Origin of the sequence: Labilithrix sp. (assembly GCA_019637155.1) — a bacterium.
Taxonomy (GTDB): Bacteria; Myxococcota_A; Polyangia; order Polyangiales; family Polyangiaceae; genus Labilithrix.
On the sequence record JAHBWE010000008.1, the window covers coordinates 352,724 to 371,629 of the forward strand.

An 18,906-nucleotide genomic window follows, 5' to 3' on the forward strand; every position below is an offset into this window, starting at 1 on the left:
ACCATGGCCAAGCGCACCTTCCGCATCGCCTCTCTGTTCGTGCCGCAGATGCTGGCATGGATCGTCGCGCTCAACGCTCCGCACCGTGACGAGCTCACGCGCGCGGTCTCGCTCGCGCTCGGCCCGATCTGGATGGCGATGGCGGGCGCGCTCCTCCTCCGCACGATCGCGCTCGTCGTCGCGCAGCGGAAGGACCCCGACGCCGCGCGGATCGACGTCGCCGAGCGGGTGGACGTCCTCACGTCGTCGGGGGCCGCGCTCGCGTGGTTCTCGTCGTTCGCGGTCATGGGCGCGGTCTCGATCGGCTGGGCGAGCCTCGGCGTCATCGGCGTGCTCGGGACCGGCGTGCTCGACCTCGTCGTCCTCTACGCGCTCGCCGTCCTCGGCAACGGCGATCCGATCCGCGGCGGCGTCGTCACGCGCAAGCTCACGCCCGAGAGCGTGACGGAGGGCGACGACGTCATCGAGGAGATCGCGTTCAGCGACGTCCGCATCCCGATCGGCTACCGCCTCTTCGTCACCGGTCGCGTCGGTCCGCGCTGGGCGACGTCTCGTCACGTCCTCGAGGCGACCGACTCCGAGTCGGACGTCGTCCTCGAGAGCGAGGTCGGCCCCGCCGTGCGCGGCGAGCACGACGCGGAGCCGCTCGAGGTCTGGCTCGAGGACACGTTCGGCCTCTGCCGCTCCGCGATCGGCCACGTCGCGCCGGCGCGCGTCACCGTGCTCCCGAAGGTGCGCAGCGTCGACAAGAAGCAAGCCCTCCTCGGCGAGGGCCTCGGCGCGCGCGTCGCGAAGCCGAAGAAGCGCCTCCCGACCGAGGGCAACATGGACCTCCGCGAGTACCGCCAGGGCGACGACGTGCGCCGCATCCACTGGCAGCGCTCGCTCGCGACCGGTCAGGTCGTCGTGCGCGTGCCGGACGAGATCCCGCCCGATCGCCCGAAGGTCCGCCTCGTCCTCGACACGTATTTCCCCGACGCGTTCGCGCTCTCGTGCGACGCGCCGGCCGAGACGCTCGACGCGCTCGTCGCGGTGTGGCTCGGCGTGGCGCGCGCGCTGGTCGAGAAGGGCGTCCGCGTGACGCTCGTCACCGCCGCGCACCAGAACGGCCAGGTGATCCCGAAGCGCCTCGAGATGACGCGCCGGTCCGCCGCGCAGGCGCAGGCCCTCGGCGCGCACGTGACGTGGCAGGGCGCGATCCAGACGCACGAGCTCTTCACCGACGAGGCTACGTTCGTCGTCTCGCACGGCGTGCACTGCTTCCCGCCGAACGATCCGAAGTTCAAGTGGATCGTCGTCGTCCCCGGCGAGGTCACCGTTCCGATGTGGACGCTCCCGCCGGCGGGGCGCGCGCCCTTCCCGCTCGGTCACCCCGAGAACCGCTGGTCGCATCGCACCGAGGAGGTGCGGAAGATCGCGATCGCGCGGATGGACCACGAGCGCGCGATGCGGGCGATGCACACGAACGTCGCGCCGCCGCCGCCAGGCAGCTTCATCGCCGTCCCGGCCGGCGACGAGATCCGACTGGAGGCGGTGCGATGAGCAAGCGCCAGGAGCGCCCGCAGGCGGTCGGGACCGGCACCGCGCCCCTCCTCTACTGGCTCGCCGTCGTGTCCGGCCTCGCCGGCCTCACGATGCTGCGGCTCGACGACGTCGACAAGGTCGTCCCGATCTGGTTCGGCAGCATCGTCGGCGTCGCGCTCGGACAGCTGCTCGGCGTCCTCCGCGTCCGCATGTGGACGATCATCGTCGCGATCCTCGCGATGTGCTGGTTCCTCGGGCCGGGCGTCTACTTCACCCTCGTCGCGCTCTTCGGCCCGGGAACGCCCCCCGAGATCGCGTTCATGGCGCTCTTGCCGGCGTTCGTCTGCGGGTACGCCTCGCTCACCGAGCGCGGCGGCCTCCTCGCGTTCTGGTTCCCGGCGATGCTGTGGATGCTCGTCATCCTCGAAGGCGAGGCGCCGGGCTCGTTCGCGCCGCGCGGCTCGCTCCCGCTCGTCCTCGGGCTCGCCGCGCTCTTCATCGCGTTCCTCCGCGCGCGCGAGTCGCGCCGGGTCGCGCTCTGGAAGACGTACGGCACGGTCGGCCTCGCGACGCCGGCGCCGCGGATGGTGCTCCGCGCGTCGCCCGCGCGCGGCGTGGCGCAGCTCGCGTGGACCGCGCTCATCGGCGGCGGCGCGCTCCTCCTCACCGCCTGGATCGCGCCGAAGCTCTGGGAGAAGGACAAGGAGCTCCATCGCCGCGCGGTCATCGCCGCGAGCGCGCCGCTCCCCGCCCCGCGTCGCGGCGACGACGGCCTGCCGTGCTGCCCCGACGATCACGTCGCGGAGTCGTCGAAGATCCGCGAGTACATGCCGCTCCGCAGCAGCCGCGAAGAGGCGCGGAAGCGGCGCCGCGACGAAGAGCTCGCGATGACGTGCTCGTACTGCGCGCCGCCTCCGACGAAGGAGCAGCTCTGGTACGCGGAGGGCCCCGGCGTCGGGATCCGCTCGATGGACGGCGCGGTGTACCGTGACGACGACTGGCTCCGCGCGGGCTACGGCCACGGGTACGGCGGGTACGACTACAGCGCGTCGAACGCCTATGCGGCGGCGGTCGGCAACGACGGGTGGGTCGACCACTCGTACACGGGCATCCCGAGCGGCTACCCGCTGCCGAGCTACGCCCCGCCGCCGCGCGTCGAGGCGCCGCCTCCGCCTCCTCCCCGCGATCCGATCGTGGACGAGGCGGTGAAGTCGGCGAAGAAGAAGCCCGTCGTCGCGAAGAAGGCGCCGACTCCGACCGTGACGCCGGTCACGACGCCGGCGCCTCCGCCGCCGAAGCCCACCGTCGCCGCCACCCCGCCTCCTCCGCCGCCGCCGGTGCAGACCGCGACTCCGCCGCCGGCGCCCGAGCCGCAAGCGTCGGTCCCGGCGCCGCCGGACGCGCCGTTCCCGTGGGGCTGGCTCTTCCCGTTCATGGCGGGCGGGCTCGTGCTCCCGGTCGCGAGCCGCGTGACGCGCCGGGCGGTGACGCTCCGTCACCTCGCGCGGCCGTTCTGGAGGGAGTCGGTGGAGCAGCGCATCTCGAACCACTGGCAGCGGATGCTCGTCGGCCTCCGCGACGCGGGCATCCAGATGCGGAAGAACGAGCAGCCGGGCGCGTTCGCGACGCGCATCGGCATCCCCGGGATGAAGGAGTGCGCCGAGATCCTCGAGCGCGTCCGTCACGGCGTGCGGATCGAGGACGAGGACCTCGCCACGATGCACAAGAGCGCCGACGCCGCGGTCGCCGTGTCGCGGAGCCGCGCCGGGCTCGTCGGTCGTGTCGCCGCCTCCTTCCGCTGGCCGCTCGTTTGATCTAGATCGCGTTCCCGATGGGAACACATGCGTTTCAGGCCGAGGTTGGGCGGGTCCTGTCGCTCGTCATCAACTCGCTCTACTCGAACAAGGAGATCTTCCTCCGCGAGCTCGTCTCGAACGCGTCGGACGCGCTCGACAAGCTCCGCTTCCGCGCGCTGACGGAGCCAGGCCTCCTCGAAGGAGAGCCGCAGCTCGTCATCCGCCTCCGCGCGGACAAGGACAATAAGGTCCTCGTCATCGAGGACACCGGCGTCGGCATGACGGAGGCGGAGCTGGTCGAGAACCTCGGCACCGTCGCGCGCTCCGGCACGGCGGAGTTCCTCAAGAAGCTCGAAGAAGGAGCGAAGAAGGACGTCAACGTCATCGGCCAGTTCGGGGTCGGCTTCTACAGCGCGTACCTCGTCGCCGATCGGGTCGAGGTCGTCTCGCGCGCGGCGGGGACCGAAAAGGCCTGGAAGTGGACCTCCACCGGCAAGGACACCTTCGAGGTCGAGCCCGCCGAGAAGACGACCCGCGGCACGGAGCTCCATCTCCACCTCAAAGACGAGCACGGGGAGATGCTCGAAGACTGGCGCCTCCGCGAGCTCGTCCAGCGCTATTCGGATTACGTCGCTTATCCGATCGAGCTGGAGGACAAAGACGGTAAACGCGAGACCATCAATCAGGGCCGCGCCCTCTGGCAGCGCCCGAAGTCCGAAATCACGGACGAGCAATACGAGGAGCTCTACAAGCACCTCACCCACGCCTGGGACAAGCCCGTCGCGCGCACGCACTTCCGAGTCGAGGGCACGCAGGAGTTCGTCGGCCTCTTCTGGCTGCCGCAAGATCCGCCCTTCGACCTCGACGATCCGCGCAAGCAGCACGGCGTCCGTCTCTTCGTGAAGCGCATCCTCGTGATGGAGGACTGCGAGGCGATCCTCCCGCAGTGGCTCCGCTTCATGCGCGGCCTCGTCGACTCGGACGATCTCCCGCTCAACGTGTCGCGCGAGCTCCTCCAGGAGTCCTCGTCGCTCCGCACGATCAAGAAGCAGGTGACGAAGCGCGTGCTCGATCTCCTCGACGAGGTCGCGAAGGACAAGCCCGAGGACTACGCGAAGTTCTGGGAGTCGTTCGGCCGCATCCTGAAGGAGGGCCTCGCGGTCGATCCCGAATGGAAAGAGCGCGTCGCGAAGCTGACGCGCTGGCCCTCCACCCACGGCGCCGATCTCGTCTCCCTCGACGACTACGTCGGCCGGATGAAGGAGGGCCAGGACGCGATCTACTGGGTCGCGGGCGAGTCGAAGGCCGCGCTCGAGGGCTCGCCCCACCTCGAGGCGCTCCGCGCGCGCGGCTACGAGGTGCTCCTCCTCACCGACGCGGTCGACACGTGGGCGGCGGAGGGCCTCCGCGAGCACGGCGGCAAGAAGCTCGTCAACGCGATGCGCGCCGACGTGAAGCTCCCCGACGACGAGGAGACGAAGAAGAAGACGGAGGAGGCCACGAAGGAGATCGAGCCGCTCGTCGCGGCGGCGAAGAAGCTCCTCGAGGGCAAGGTGAAGGAGGTCCTTGTCTCGAGCCGCCTCCGCGAATCGCCCGCGTGCCTCTCGCTCACCGGCGCCGCGATGCCGGCGCACCTCGAGAAGCTCCTCGCCCGCTCGGGGAAGGAGGTGCCGAAGGGCCAGCGCAGCTTCGAGCTCAACCCGACCCATCCGGCGGTGACGGCGCTCGCGGCCCTCGCCGCGAAGGACCCGAACGATCCGAAGCTCGCCGACTGGGTCACGCTCCTCTACGAGCAGTCCCTCGTCGCCGAGGGCAGCCCGGTAGAGGACCCGAACGGCTTCGCCCGCCGCGTCACCGCGCTGCTGACGCAGGCGATCGGCTGAGCACGAGCGTCAGAACGGCAATCGCAGGACGCCATCGGCGTCCTCGCCGACGATCCTTGGCTCGATTTGCTCGATCGCTCGATCCATCGCTCAACGGGCGACTCGCCGGGCGGGCTCGCGCGCGTATGTTCTCGGCGTGGAACGGCATCTCGCGTGGGAAGGAACCTTCAACGTCCGCGACCTCGGCGGCCTCGGGCGCGTTCGGCGGGGCGCGCTCGTCCGCGGCGACTCGAGCGGTGGGCTCTCGGCGGCGGGGTGGGCGGCGCTCGAGGCGCACGGCGTCCGCACCGTCGTCGACCTCCGCAACGACGACGAATGCAGCGCGGACCTCGCGCGTCCGGCGAGCGTCGGGTACGTCCGGCTCCCGCTCGACGGCATGGACGACCGCGGCTTCTGGGACGTCTGGCAGAACGGACCGCAGTTCGGGACGCCGCTCTATTACCAACCTCACCTCGAGCACTTCCCCGAGCGGAGCGCCGCGGTCCTCCGCGCGATCGCGAACGCGCCGCCGGGCGGGGTGTTCTTCCACTGCGCGCGCGGCCGCGACCGCACCGGACAGATCGCGATGCTGGTCCTCGCGGTGCTCGGCGTATCCGCCGACGAGATCGCGGCGGACTACGTCGAGAGCTACGCGCGCGTGACCACGATGCAGTCCGCCCGCGGCGAGCCCGACGAAGGCAAGGCGCTCCGCGCACACATGACGACGCAAGGCACCGACGCACCGACCGTGCTCCGCCGCATCCTCGCGACCCTCGACGTCGAGGCCACACTGAAACGCGGCGGCGCCACCGACGCCGACTTCACCACCCTCCGCACCCGCGCGCTCGGTTGACCCTCAGCTCCGTAGCTTCGCCTTGCCGTGGCTTGCGAGGGTGAAGGCGATGAGCTTGTAGAGGAGGCGGGCGCCGACGTTGCCGTCCCACTCGTCGTCCGCGTCGGCGAGGTTCGGCGCGACCTCGTTGAGATCGAAGCCGACGATGCGCTTGTCCGCGCGCACGACCTCGCGGATGACCGCGATCGCCTCCGCGAGCTCGAGGCCGCCTGGGACCGGCGTGCCGGTGTGCGGGCAGTAGCGCGGATCGAGGCCGTCGATGTCGAACGAGATCCAGACGTGGTTCGGGAGCGCGGCCGCGATCTCGCGCGCGATCGGGCCGAACGGCTCGCCCTCCATCTTCCGCCGCGCGAGGTCGCGGTCGTAGAACACCTGCACGCGATCGCCCTGCGCCTCGCAGTAGGTGACCTCCGCCTCGCAGACGTCGCGGATGCCGACCTGCACGAGCTTCTTCACCTCCGGCACGTCCTCGAGGACGTTGAACATGATCGACGCGTGCGAGTGGGTGAAGCCCTCGTAAGCCTCGCGCGTGTCGGAGTGCGCGTCGAAGTGGAGGACGCCGAAGTCCTTCTCGCGCTTCGCCAGCGCACGCAGCGCGCCCCACGGCACCGAGTGGTCGCCGCCCACGACGCCCACGATCTTCCCCTTCGCGAGGAGGTCCGCGACCTCCGCCTCGACGTGCGCGTTGACCTTCTTCGAGAGGCCGTTCACGAGCGCGAGCGCAGACTGCAGCTCCGCGTCGCCGGCGACGTCGCCGCCGGCCTCGATGACGCGCGCCGCCGCGGCCTTGCCCTCCTCGTTCCACGACACGACCTCAGCCGGGAGCGGCCGCATGAAGATGCCGTGCTCGTACGGCCGGTCGACATCGAGATCGAAGAGGTCGACCTGCGCGCTCGCCTCGAGGATGACGCGCGGCCCCTCCGCCGCACCTCCACCGTACGAGGTCGTCGCCTCCCACGGGACCGGGACGAGGACGACGAGCGCCTGCTCCTCCGTATGCGGGAGGCCAAAAATCCCAGCGCCCGGCCTCGCCGGCGCGTTTGGATCGAAAGACATGGCGCGTCATTAGCACGCGAAGAACAGAATCGACGCTGCCGACTTTCCATCCGCCGAGCCCGCTCGATACGATTTCGCTCATCGATGCTTGTTCAACATCGGGGGCTTTGCCCCCGATACCCCCGCCCCAGACACGGCCCTCGCGCTTCGCGCTCGGGGCGCTGCGCGGCCGCTTCTGGGGCCCTCGTCCTTGCCCTCGGTCTCGTGGTCTCGGTCTTCGTCGGCGGGTGCACGAAGAAGGAGACGTCGGCGCACGAGTCGGCGCACGCGGGCGCGAACATCGCCGCGAAGAGCGCGCAGCAGGTCGAGCCCGCCGCCGCGACGCCCGCCGAGGCGCAGCGCGCGGTCGCCGACGCCGGACCGCCGCCGCCGTCGACGCGCTTCGTCGGACGCTGGGTGAAAGAAGGCGCCGGCATGCGCTGCAGCTGGTCGGGCTGCTACGTGGTCGGCCGCTTCACCGGCACCGGCGTCTCCGCGCGCATCAAGGACGAAGGCTTCAACCTGCTCCAGGTCATCGTCGACGGCGAATTCAAGAAGGTGCTCCGCCTCGACAAGTCGAAGGGCGAGACGAGCTACGTCCTCGCCGAGGCGCTCCCCGACGGCGTCCACGAGGTCGCGATCCACAAGCGGACCGAGTCCAAGGTCGGCGAGCTCGTCTTCCACGGCTTCGAGCCGAAGGACGGGAAGATGGTCCCCGGCGCGCCGCCGCCGGAGCGGCGCATCGAGACGCTCGGCGACTCGATCACGACCGGCTACGGCAACGAGGGCCCCGGCGCCGCTTGCGGCTACGTGAACAGCGAGCAAAACGAATATCTGACGTACGGCGCGATCGCGGCGCGCAACCTGAATGCCGATCACTCCACCATCGCGTGGTCCGGCAAGACGCAATACGAGATGCGCGTCTACTTCGATAAATCCCTCCCCGGAACGCGCGAGACCGAGGGCCCCAAATGGGATTTTTCGCAATGGCAGCCCCACGTCGTCGTCCTCAACGTCGGGACGAACGACTTCGCCAACATCGACCCCGGCGAGGCGCGGTTCGTGCGCCAGTACCTGGAGCTCATGAAGACGGTGCGCGCCGCCTATCCGCAGGCGTTCGTCGTCATCGCGCTCGGCTCGATGCTCAGCGACGTCTACCCCGAGAACCGGCGGAACCTCACCCAGGCGCGGAAGTACTTCAAGACGGTCGTCGCGAAGCTGAGAGAGTCGAGCGAGACCAACTTCGACTTCCTCGAGTTCCCTGAGCAGAGCCACACCGACGGCCTCGGCTGCGGGTTCCACCCCAGCCTCAAGACGCACAAGCTGATGGCCGATCGCCTGACCGCGTTCATCAAGGAGAAGGTCGGATGGTGAGGCGCCTCTTCCCCGCCCTCCTCTTCCCCGCCGTCCTCCTCCTCGCCGCGTGCTCGTCGAAGAGCAAGGCCGAGGGGGCGCGCGACGCCGAGGCCGACGCCGCGACGACGGTCACCGTCGCGGTGGTCGACGCCGGCCCGCCGCCGGCGGAGGCGAAGGCGGCAGAGACGAAGCCCGACGCGCCTCCGGACGACGTCACCGCCTACGTGCGCGCCCACCTCCCGAAGGGCGGCAGCGTCCTCGCCGGCGATCCGCCGAAGATCACGCACGAGGTCCAGCCCGGCGACCACGCGCAGTCGCTCGCGAACGCGTACCTCGAGCTCACCGAGGTCTACCGCGTCGAGGAGCTGACCGCGCTCCTCGCGAAGAAGCGCCTCGCGCCCGGCTCCACGATCGAGATCCCCTCCCCCATCCGCGCGGTCCCGCGCGATCCGAAGGAGGAGCGGCTCGGATGGCCCGAGGACAAGGTCCTCAAGGGCGTGTTCGTCACCGGCGCGTGGGCGAGCATCAAGTGGGCCGACACGGTCGACAAGGTCGCGGACCACGGACTCAACGCGATCGTCCTCGACGGCAAGGACTACGACGGCTACGTGAACTACCCGTCGAAGGCGAAGATCGCGGTCGAGAGCGGCGCGATCCGCGCGACGAACATCCCGAACCTCGTGCGCGCGGTCCGCTACGCGCACTGGCACGGCGTCCGCGTCATCTTCCGTATTCCGTGCTTCCACGACCCCTGGGCCGACAAGCACCTCCCCGACTCCCGACTATCCATCCGCTACACCCCGACCGGCAAACCGATTCACATCGACTGGATCGACCCCACCCTGCCGGAGGCGCAGGACTACGCGATCGAGATCGCGAAAGAGGGAATCGAGGCCGGCGTCGACGAGGTGCAGCTCGACTACGTCCGATTCCCGGTCCACGTCACGCAGAAGGTCGCGGTCCTCCCCGATCCGAGCGAGCGCTCGAAGATCATGCGCGACTTCGTCAAGCGCGTCGCCGCCGTCACGCACGCGGACGGCGTGAAGCTCTCGCTCGACTTCTTCGGCGTGACCGCGACCGGCATTCAGGAGGACATCGACAAGCTCGGACAGGACATTCCGACGGTGGCGCCGGAGGCGGACGCGATCAGCCTGATGAGCTATCCGTCCCACTACGGAAAAGGCTATTTGGGATTCTCGAACCCGGCCGATCACGTCGAGATCATCGGCATCGGCAACCGCGCCGCGCTCGAGAAGCTGAAGCCGACCGGCGCGAAGACGATCTTCCGCACCTGGCTCCAGGCGTTCCCGCAGGGCGTCACGCGCTACGACTCCGCCTACCTCCTCGGGCAGGCGAAGTCGGCGGAGACCTCCGGCGGCGTCGGCTGGCTGATGTGGAGCCCCGGCTGCCAGTACGATCAGGTCTGGATGGGCTGGCCGTCGATCAAGGCGAAGAAGTAGCCTCGATGAAGCGCCGATGAAGCCGTGCGTCTTCTGCCGCATCCTCGCGGGCGAGCTCCCCGCGCACGTCGTGCTCGACGACGACGTCGTGCTCGCGTTCCTCGACACGACGCCGCTCTTCCACGGCCACGTGCTCGTCGTCCCGCGCGCGCACGTCGTCACGCTCCCGGAGCTCGAGGCCGGCGTCGTCGGTCCGTTCTTCGAGCGCGTGCAGCGCATCGCGCGCGCGATGCCGGGCGCGCTCGCGGCGGAGGGCACGTTCGTCGCGATGAACAACGCCGTGAGCCAGAGCGTCCCGCACCTGCACTGCCACGTCGTCCCGCGGACGAAGGGCGACGGCTTGAAGGGGTTCTTCTGGCCGCGGAAGAAGTACGCCGGCGACGAAGAGATGTCTGAAATCGCGGCCAAGCTCCGCGCGGCGCTCTGAGATTCCGCGCACTTGGCGCCATCGTTTCCGCGGAGGAAACGCGCCTTTCCCGCGCGCCGGCTGGCGCCGAACACCGGGCCGCGTCAAAAGCACCCCGCCATGACGTTCCGCAGCTCCTTCCTCCTCGTCGCGATCCTCGCTCTCGCCGGCTGCAGCACCGCCGCCGAAGCCGAAGAGCCCACCGCGGCCGCCTCCGCCGACGCCGTCGTCTCGAACGACATCCTCGAGCGGACGATCCTCAAGGGGAAGGTCGCCGTCGGCGAGACCTCGAAGGTCGCGTACGAGCCCGACCTCTACCGGCAGGCGCAGATCGACGGCGTGCCCTACCTCGCGTGGGAGATCGTCTCGCCGGCGAGCGCCTTCGACACCGCGACGATCACGGTCGGCGTGGTCGGCGACTTCCCCGGCGATCCGGACGTCCTCGTCGTCGACGCCAGCTTCGCCGTCCTCGGCGAGGCGCGCGGCACCGCGACCGAGCTCGGCGACGAGGCGACGCTCACGATCGACGCGAGCAAGGGCGCGAAGTTCGTCCTCGTGCGCGACATGCACTGGGTCGCGCCGATGGAGTTCGACATCACCCTCGCGCGCTGAGCGCGCCGGCCGTTGCTGCCGTCACGCCGTCACGGCGGCGAGCACTTCGACTTGCCCTTCGAGCCCGTGGGGCAGCCGGGGACGCTTTCGCCGTCCGTCGTGCAGAGGATGGCGGGGGCCTTCGGTCCCTCTCCCTCCGTCTTGCAGACGCTGCCGGTCGGGCACTGGCTCCCCTCCGCGATCGCGGTCTCCGAGCTCGTGCCGTCGCCGGTGCACTTGTAGCCGCCCTTCGTCTTGTCGGTGAAGCAGTACCAGCCTTCCTTGCGGTAGGCGCAGCCGTCGGGGGTGCAGGTCTTGTCCTCGCAATAGAGGTCGACGTCCGTCTTGCACTGGAGGTCCCACTCCTTCGTGCAGCAGTAGGGATCCTTCTTGCAGACGTTCTCGACACACTTGCTCGGCAGGCCGCAGCGCGGACCGAGCGGGCCGCCGACCTCGCAGATGTCGTGGTCGCACTTGCCGTTGTCCTCGATCGGCCCGCTGACCTCGGCGCAGCGGCTCAGGATGTTCGAGCACGGCGCGCAGATGCCATAGCTGCCCGCCACGTTCTGGCAGTACATGTGGATCTTGCGGTCGTTCGGGCCGAACGCCTTGTCGAGGAGGATCGCCGACGCGATCGACCCGATCGGCCCGAAGATGTCACCCGCGACCTGATCGATGCTGATGTCGGTGCAGTCCGTGTCCTCTTTGCAGGGGACGCAGAGCCCGCACGACTTGTCGAAGAGCTCGACGTTCGCGCAGGCGTTGAGGGTGTAGTTGATGTTGCCGTCCTTGATGACGCCGAGGCCGGTCGCGTCGCGCAGGATCTTGCCGACGTTGATGTCGATGCTCTGCCCCGCGCAGTTCGCGTCGGTGGAGCACGTCTGCGTCACGCGGCTGAACGGATCGGGGAGCACGATGGTGCCTTTGCCGAGGTCCTCGCAGCCCACCGCCGGCCCCACGCACACGCCCTCGCCGCCGTTGACCGGGAGCTTGCAGTCCGTCGTGCCGGTGCAGCCCGCGCAATTGCCCTCTACGGTGCAATTCGAAGTACCGGGCCGCGTGCCGAGGCCGCACTGTTTGACGCACGTGCCGTGCTGGAGATCGCACTTGTCGCCGTTCGCGCACGGCTTGGTCGACGAGCACTCCGCGCAGACGTGGTTGTTGCACGCGCGCGCCGGCTTCGCGTCGGTCCCGCACTCGCCGCAGTCCGCGTCGTCCTTGCATTCGGCCGGGCACTTCGGCACGCAGGTGCCGTCGGTCTTGCACACGTCGGTCGACTGACAGTTCGTCGTGTTGGTCGGCGAGCACCCCACGCACTTGTTGGTCGCCTCGTCGCAGACGCGGAACTTCGGCCCGCACGCGCCGCAGTCCGCGGTGTTCTTGCACGTGATGGTCGGGACCCCGTTCGCGTCCTCGTCGCACGACACGCCGTTGCCGACGCAGTTGCCGTACTTCGTGCACTTCTGTCCGTTGCCGCAGGCCTTGTTGCCGGCCTCGGGCCCACACGCGATGCAGCGGTGCTCGCTCTGGAGACACACCGTCTGCCCTTCGCCGCAGTCCTGACAGTCGCGATCGCGATCGCAGTTGTTGAGGAGACAGATCGTGTCGTTGCTTCCGTCGCCGTCGCCGCCGCTCGTGCCGTCGCCTCCGTCGCGGTTCCTCCCGTTGAACCCGCTCGGCGGGTCTTCGCTGCACCCAGGCGCGGCGGTGACGAGGAGCGCAAGGCCCGCGAACGTAACGGTGAGGAAGCGAGCAGCGTTCATCCGCCGAGTATACCGAGGAAGGTCGCGCCCTTCGCCTGCTAGCCCCAGATTGAGACGATACGGTGGCGCATGGATCGAACGTGATCCGACGCGGGGCATCCTTCATTTGCACACATCCTCCGTTGGCCAGCCGCCACGATGGCGAGATTCATGGCGAGAAGCGAGACACCCCCGATCATGAGCGCACTGCTCCTCGACAGGCGACCTTGCGAGGGCTCGCGATGAGCCCCCTTGATCGCATAGTCGCGATGCGCGACTCAGCGAGGGCGTGACGGTGGACAAGCCGAAGGGCCGCGCGACTGCCCCGCTCGGAAGATCAAGCTCTCGCCGCGCTGAAACTACGCTAAGACGCGCCGGGTGCTGAGCCGCCGGATCCCCGACAAGAACATCTGGGTGATCTACGCCGCGATCCTGCTCCTCGGGATCGCGTATGGGCTCTCCATCGCCGTCCTCGCGATTCACCTCGATCGGCATCACATCCCGAAGATGGCGATGGGGGGGCTCGCCGCTGCGTTCGCGTTCGGGATCATCTCGTTCTCGATTCCGGCGGGGTGGGTCGTGCGGCGGTGGGGGACGAAGCGCACGCTGCTTGGTGCGCTCGCGGGGTACGCCGTGTGCGTCGCGAGCTTTCCGTTTCTCGGGTCGACGGAGCTCCTCTCCGGAGCGCGCTTCTTCGACGGCGCGTTCTCCGCCGGCATCTGGGTCGCGGCGGAGACCGCCCTCTTGCAGCGTTCGAGCTCGAGCAACAAGGCGTTCGTGATGAGCCTCTACGCGATCTCGATCGCGATCGGCTACGTCGTCGGGCCGCTCCTCGCGCGCCTCCTCGTCGCCTTCGCCGACACGCCGGGCGCGTTCATCGGCGCCGGGTTCCTCACCGTGAGCGCCGCGCTCGTCGTGCTCTTCCGCTTCGAGAGCATGAAGGACGCCGTGCCCGCCGCGCGCGCCGCCGACGACGACGAGCCGGCCTCGACCGACGCACGCCTCTCCGCCCTCGGCGTCGTCTGGCGCACGAAGACCTCGTGCCTCGGGACCTTCACGTACGGCTACTTCCAGTCGAGCGTCGTTCTGTTCCTCCCGCTCTTCCTCATCGAGGACAAACACGTCCAGGCCGAGAAGACGATCCTCATCACCGCGTTCTTCGCGCTCGGCATGTTGACGACGACCACCATCGCCGCCCGCCTCGGCGATCGGCACGGGCACCTCCTCGTCATGCGCGTCCTCGGCGCGATCGGCGGCACGATGGTCGCGAGCTTCGTCCTCCTCTCGTCGTTCGAGGTGATGTGCGTCGCCGTCTTCATCGCCGGCGGCACGCTCGCCGCGATCTCGCCGGTGAGCCTCGCGCTCCAGGGCGTGATCATGCCGCGCCACGAGCTCGAGCGCGCGAACGCCTTCTACAACGCCGCGTACGCCGCGGGAATGTTGATCGGTCCGCCGATCTCGGGCGCGATCTTCACGCGGATGGGCGGCGCGCCGATGCTCGTGCACCTCGCCGGCCTCTGGGCCGTCTTCGTCGCGTTCACCGCCGTCTTCGCGAACGACGATCCGCACCGCGCGCGCAGGAGATTCGTCGCGTCCGCGAATCCGGGTTAACGTGAGACGGTGTCGGGGAGCACGGTCGAGTCGCGGATCGCGGATCTGCTGAAGCGCGGCTCGCGCGACGAGCAGCTCGCGAGCCTGTGCGCGCTCGGTCGCGAGCTCCTCGCGCGAGAAGACGCCGACGGCGCGCTCGTGGTGGCCGATCGCGCGGTCCGCTTCGACGGGCGCTCCCCAGCAGCGTGGACGCTCCGCGGCGAGGTGCTCGCGAAGAAGAACCGCGCCGGCGAGGCGGTCGGCTGCTTCGATCGCGCGCTCGCCGCCGATCCCGCCAACGTCGCGGCGCTCGTGGGGAAGGCGGACCTCCTCGTCAGGCTCGGCTCGCCCGCGGAGGCGCTCGAGCAATACGAGGAGGCGGTGAAGCTCTGCCCGGAGGTGGGGCATCTGTGGTTGAACCGAGCGCGCTCGCTCGAGAGCGCAGGACGCGAGCAGGAGGCGCTCGAGTCGATCGATCGCGCCCTCACCCTCGGCGACGCGCCGGCCACGTGGCTCACGCGCGGCAACCTCCTCGCGAAGATGGGCCGCGACGAGGATGCCAAGACGAGCTTCGCGCGCGCGGTGGAGCTCGACGGTGGGGCGGTCGACGCGTGGCACGCGCTCGCGTTGGTGTCCGCGAAGCTGGAGGACACCGAGGGCGCCAAGCGCGCCTGCCATCGGCTGCTCGAGGCGGCGAAGGACGACGATCCGCGCGTCTCCGCGATCCGGTCGCTCCTCTTTCAGCTCGATCGGCACGGCCCGCAGCCGCCGCAGCTGCGCCGCCCGCCCCACCGCATCTCGAGCTCGCGCATGCGCCGCGTGTCGCGATCGATCAAGGCGGTCGACGTCCCGCTCGAGAGCGGCGCCATCGTCGAGCCCGCGGCGGAGAGCGACGGCGACTACGAGGACACGCTCGCCGAGCTGATCAGCGCCGACGCCCTCCATCGCGCGGGCCGCCACATCGAGGCGCTGCGGAAGGTGGAGTCGCTCGTGAAGACGGCGCCGAAGGAGGCGAACGGCTGGGTGCTCCGCGCGCGCATCCTCCTCGCGCTCGGCAAGCCGGAGGTCGCCGCGAAGAGCATCGAGGACGCGCTCGCGCTCGACGACCGCTCGGTCCCCGCGTGGAAGCTCGCCGCGCGCGCGTTCGCGGACGCGAAGAAGTACGACCGCGCCCTCGACGCCGTCGCGCACGCGGAACGTCTCGCGCCGAACGACGGTGAGGTGCATCGCCTCCGCGGCGATTGCCTCGTCGCGGCCGATCGCCACACCGAAGCGGTCTACGCGTTCGAGAAGGCGGTGCACTACGGCGCGGGCGACGCCGAGAGCTGGCTCGCGCTGGGCCGCATGCTCCGCCTCTTGCGACGCGCGACCGCGGCGAAGGAGCCGCTCGAGAAGGCCCGCGATCTCGCCGACGCCGCCGGTCGCTCCGACCTCGCCGCCGAGGCACGGAGCCTCCTCGCCCGCCTCGGCTGACACGGCCGCACGCCCGCACGGAGAGCCTCCTCGCGCGCCTCGGCTGACACGCGCCGCACGCCCGCGCGAGCCGCGACGCGTTCGACCACCGCGCGGAGCCGCAGCGCCGCTGAATGCTCGCGTTCGAATCGCGCGGGGCCGCAATGCCGCGAGCGCTTCGCGTTCGGGCCTCCGGCTCGCGGCCGAGGCACGTGCTGCATCGAACGTCGCCGCTCTCGGCTAAGCTTGGACGGCGCATGCGCGTGCTCTCTTCCTCTCTCTGTCTTGGCGCGGCGGGCGCCGCGCTCGCGGCCGCGGCGGCGTGCACGGAGCATCTGCCGCGCGCGTTCGACGACGCGCCGATCACGGGCGTGGACGGCTCGACGAACGACGGCGCGCCGGGCGACGGCGGCGACGACGACGACGGCGCGGCGCAGGTAGACGGCGGGGCCGACGCGAGCGACGGCGCGGTCGATCCCCCCACGTGTTTCCCCGCGGACGAGCCGAGCATCGATTTCGAGCCGGTGACGACGGCGCAGCTGAGCGCGCCGGTAGAGGTCGTCCTCCAAGGCACGCACCTCTACGTGCTCGAACAGGGCGGCCGCGTGCTCCGCGTGAACGACGACGGCGCCACGGTGGGTGTCGTGCTCGACGTCTCGAGCAAGATCGTCGCCGGCGGCGAGGCGGGCCTCCTCGGCGTCGCGTTCCACCCGCAGTTCGCGACGAACGGCTTCGTCTACCTCTACTACACGATCCCCACCACGGTGCAGCCGCCGCCGCCGGGCGTCGTGTTCGACTCCGTGCTCGTGCGTTATCGCTCGAACGACGGCGGCCTCTCGCTCGATCCGAGCAGCGAGAAGCGGATCATGACCGTGCCGCAGCCGTATTCGAACCACAACGGCGGGACGATCGCGTTCGGCAACGACGGCTTCCTCTATTGGGGCCTCGGCGACGGCGGATCGGGCGGCGACCCGCTCGGCCACGGCCAGAACGAGGAGACGCTCCTCGGCAAGATGCTGCGGATCGACGTCGACGGTGGCGATCCGTACGCCATCCCGCCGACGAACCCGTTCGCGAACGACACGAGCGGCACGAAGCGGCGCGAGATCTACGCCCTCGGTCTCCGCAATCCTTACCGCTGGCGCTTCGACCCACCTACCGGCGACCTCTGGGTCGGCGACGTCGGCCAGGGCACACGCGAGGAGATCGACAAGGTCACGCTCGGCGGCAACTACGGCTGGAACGCCCGCGAGGGCAAGGTCTGCTATGGCGCGACGACGTGCGACTCGAGCGGCCTCATCGATCCCGTCGTCGACCATCCGCGGAGCGAAGCGACGTCCATCACCGGGGGCGTGGTGTATCGCGGCGCCGGCGTTCCGCTCCTCAATGGCAACTACGTGTATGGCGATTTCGGCCGCCGTACGTACTTCGCAATCCCACCGGACGATCCGGCGCCAACGCCGGTAAAGATCCTCCACGATGGCGATCGCTACTTTCCGAGCGCCTTTGCTCTCGACGCGACGGGCGAGATCGTCATTACCGACTACAGCGGCGGCGGCCTCCTCCGACTCATCGCGGGCCGCGTGTGCCCATAAAGGCGCCGCGTCACCTCGAATACGTGCGCTGTGCCGTCCACCCCACCTCGAGGCGTGGGCCGTTCACCATTCCCGCGCGGTCGCGCAGCTCATCCGCGACAGCGGAGCGGCCGGCTTCGCCTTCGTGACGGGCCCGGCCGCAAGCAAGGAGGACTCGCCGCTCGCCGCCCGGCTCGCGCTCGAGTACGCCGCGCGGCGCCTCGGGTGAGGTGACGTCCCATGCGGCAGCGACGACCGCGGTCTCAACCACCATCGGGGTGGTGAAGCCGGCGCTCGCTCTCTCGCATCCGACGCTGACGACGGGGACATATGCTCTTCGCGCGAAGCCGGAGGACGCGCTCCGTCGATCGAGCGACGAGTGCCGGAAAATCGATCGGCTCTCCTTGAATATGAGCGCACGTTCCGTAAGCTTGAAGAGTCTCTCGTGATCACGCCGAGAGACTCAGAGACGGGACGCGCGCCCTGCGCCCCGTAGCGACCGGTCGCGTGAAGTAGGACGACCGATGAGCGACGCCACCAACGAGATCCCCGAGCCGAAGAACGACGCACCCGCCTCCACCGACACGACGACACCGTCCGCCCCTGCCACCACCGCTGCGGACACGCCCGCCGCGACGCCGGAGGAACCGAAGGAGGCCACGACCACCGCCAACGCGGATGCAACCGCCGGCGACGAACCGAAGAAGAACGAAGCCGCAACGACCGCCGCCGCCGCCGAAACGACCGCCAACGACGAACCCAAGAAGGACGAGGCCGCGACTACCGCCGCCGAAGCGACCACCAGCGGGGAACCCAAGGCGAACGAAGCCGCGACCGCCGACGCGAAGAAGGAAGACACCGCCACTGCCGAGGAACCCAAGGCGGAAGAGACCGCCGCGACCGCCGACGCGAAGAAGGAAGACACCTCCACCGCCGAAGAACCCAAGACGGAAGACGCCGCCGCGACCGACGACGCGAAAAAGGAAGACACCTCCACTGCCGAGGAACCCAAGACGGACGACTCCGCGACCGACGCGAAGAACGATGACGCCGCCACCACCACCCAGGAACCCAAGGCGGACGACGCCGCGACGGCCAACGCGAAGGATGACGCCGCCACCGCCGAAGAACCCAAGGTGGAAGTGGCCACCGCTACCGCTGACGACACTTCGAAGAAGGATGACGCCGCCACCGCCGAAGAACCCAAGGCGGAAGAGGCCGACGACGCGAAGAAGGAAGACGCCGCCACCACCGCCGAAGAACCCAAGGCGGAAGAGGCCGACGACGCGAAGAAGGAAGACGCCGCCACCACCGAGGGCCCCAAGACGGAAGAGCCGAAGAACGAGGACGCGGCGACCGCGGGCGAGCCGGCGAAGGAGCACGCGGTGGCGGCCGAGTCGTCTGGGGAGCTTCCCTCTACGTCTGGGGCGGCTTCGGAGTCGGTGCCGGCCGTCGCTGCGAGCGGCAACGACTCCTCGAGCTGAGGCGATCAGGAGCGGGAGGGCGGCGATATGCCTCCTCCTGACCGGCGGCGCGTGTGAGCCGCCGCCGCCCGCGCCGCCGCCGGTCGTCGAGGTCACCCCGGAAAGAACGCTCTCGTGCGACGCGGTGCGCTTGGAGTCGCTGATGGCACCGCGGCGCGCGCGTCTCGTGCCAGCCGTGCCA

General features: G+C 69.8%; 14 protein-coding genes. 12 read left to right on the plus strand and 2 right to left on the minus strand.

The window, feature by feature from the left end:
• The first annotated feature begins 3 nt into the window (after positions 1-3).
• From KF837_19300 to KF837_19315, 4 genes are all read left to right on the plus strand, one after another.
• On the plus strand, positions 4-1,542 hold the full coding sequence (locus KF837_19300) for a DUF58 domain-containing protein (protein ID MBX3229474.1): 1,539 nt from the start codon (positions 4-6) through the stop codon (positions 1,540-1,542).
• The gene (locus tag KF837_19305; GenBank protein ID MBX3229475.1) at positions 1,539-3,338 is read left to right on the plus strand and encodes a hypothetical protein; all 1,800 of its coding nucleotides are present in this window, start codon (positions 1,539-1,541) and stop codon (positions 3,336-3,338) included. The genes KF837_19300 and KF837_19305 overlap by 4 nt, the downstream gene beginning before the upstream one ends.
• A gap of 17 nt (positions 3,339-3,355) precedes the next feature.
• Positions 3,356-5,203: a molecular chaperone HtpG gene (gene htpG, locus KF837_19310; GenBank protein MBX3229476.1), complete on the plus strand. Its 1,848-nt coding sequence runs from the start codon at positions 3,356-3,358 to the stop codon at positions 5,201-5,203.
• Between the two features lie 136 nt (positions 5,204-5,339).
• Complete coding sequence (locus KF837_19315; protein ID MBX3229477.1) at positions 5,340-6,035, plus strand: tyrosine-protein phosphatase; 696 nt, start codon at positions 5,340-5,342, stop codon at positions 6,033-6,035.
• A gap of 3 nt (positions 6,036-6,038) precedes the next feature.
• Here KF837_19315 and KF837_19320 read toward each other — a convergent pair whose 3' ends face one another.
• Positions 6,039-7,091: an agmatinase family protein gene (locus tag KF837_19320; GenBank protein ID MBX3229478.1), complete on the minus strand. Its 1,053-nt coding sequence runs from the start codon at positions 7,089-7,091 to the stop codon at positions 6,039-6,041.
• Positions 7,092-7,295: 204 nt separating this feature from the next.
• Between KF837_19320 and KF837_19325 the strand changes: the two genes are divergently transcribed.
• The 4 genes from KF837_19325 (at position 7,296) to KF837_19340 (ending at position 10,904) form a co-directional block, all read left to right on the plus strand.
• On the plus strand, positions 7,296-8,444 hold the full coding sequence (locus tag KF837_19325; GenBank protein MBX3229479.1) for an endo-1,4-beta-glucanase: 1,149 nt from the start codon (positions 7,296-7,298) through the stop codon (positions 8,442-8,444).
• Positions 8,438-9,886, plus strand: coding sequence for a hypothetical protein (locus KF837_19330; GenBank protein ID MBX3229480.1), 1,449 nt, complete (start codon positions 8,438-8,440; stop codon positions 9,884-9,886). The genes KF837_19325 and KF837_19330 overlap by 7 nt, the downstream gene beginning before the upstream one ends.
• 16 nt (positions 9,887-9,902) lie before the next feature.
• Positions 9,903-10,313 carry an HIT family protein gene (locus KF837_19335; GenBank protein ID MBX3229481.1) on the plus strand — a complete coding sequence of 137 codons (411 nt, stop codon included), beginning with the start codon at positions 9,903-9,905 and terminating at the stop codon, positions 10,311-10,313.
• Between the two features lie 99 nt (positions 10,314-10,412).
• Positions 10,413-10,904 (plus strand): hypothetical protein, encoded by a 492-nt coding sequence (locus KF837_19340; GenBank protein ID MBX3229482.1) that lies wholly within the window; start codon positions 10,413-10,415, stop codon positions 10,902-10,904.
• Positions 10,905-10,933: 29 nt separating this feature from the next.
• On the opposite strand, the gene KF837_19345 is transcribed toward KF837_19340, so the two are convergent.
• Positions 10,934-12,646: a hypothetical protein gene (locus KF837_19345; protein MBX3229483.1), complete on the minus strand. Its 1,713-nt coding sequence runs from the start codon at positions 12,644-12,646 to the stop codon at positions 10,934-10,936.
• A gap of 360 nt (positions 12,647-13,006) precedes the next feature.
• Here KF837_19345 and KF837_19350 point away from each other — a divergent pair, with 360 nt between their 5' ends.
• The 4 genes from KF837_19350 to KF837_19365 all read left to right on the plus strand — a co-directional run bounded on the left by KF837_19350 (position 13,007) and on the right by KF837_19365 (position 18,725).
• Entirely contained in the window at positions 13,007-14,236 is a 1,230-nt protein-coding gene (locus KF837_19350) for an MFS transporter (GenBank protein ID MBX3229484.1), read from the plus strand.
• Between the two features lie 9 nt (positions 14,237-14,245).
• A complete protein-coding gene (locus KF837_19355) occupies positions 14,246-15,688 on the plus strand; it encodes a tetratricopeptide repeat protein (GenBank protein ID MBX3229485.1) in 1,443 nt (480 codons plus the stop codon).
• A gap of 236 nt (positions 15,689-15,924) precedes the next feature.
• Positions 15,925-17,262 (plus strand): PQQ-dependent sugar dehydrogenase, encoded by a 1,338-nt coding sequence (locus KF837_19360; protein ID MBX3229486.1) that lies wholly within the window; start codon positions 15,925-15,927, stop codon positions 17,260-17,262.
• Between the two features lie 503 nt (positions 17,263-17,765).
• Positions 17,766-18,725, plus strand: coding sequence for a hypothetical protein (locus tag KF837_19365; GenBank protein ID MBX3229487.1), 960 nt, complete (start codon positions 17,766-17,768; stop codon positions 18,723-18,725).
• The last annotated feature ends 181 nt before the right edge of the window (positions 18,726-18,906 follow it).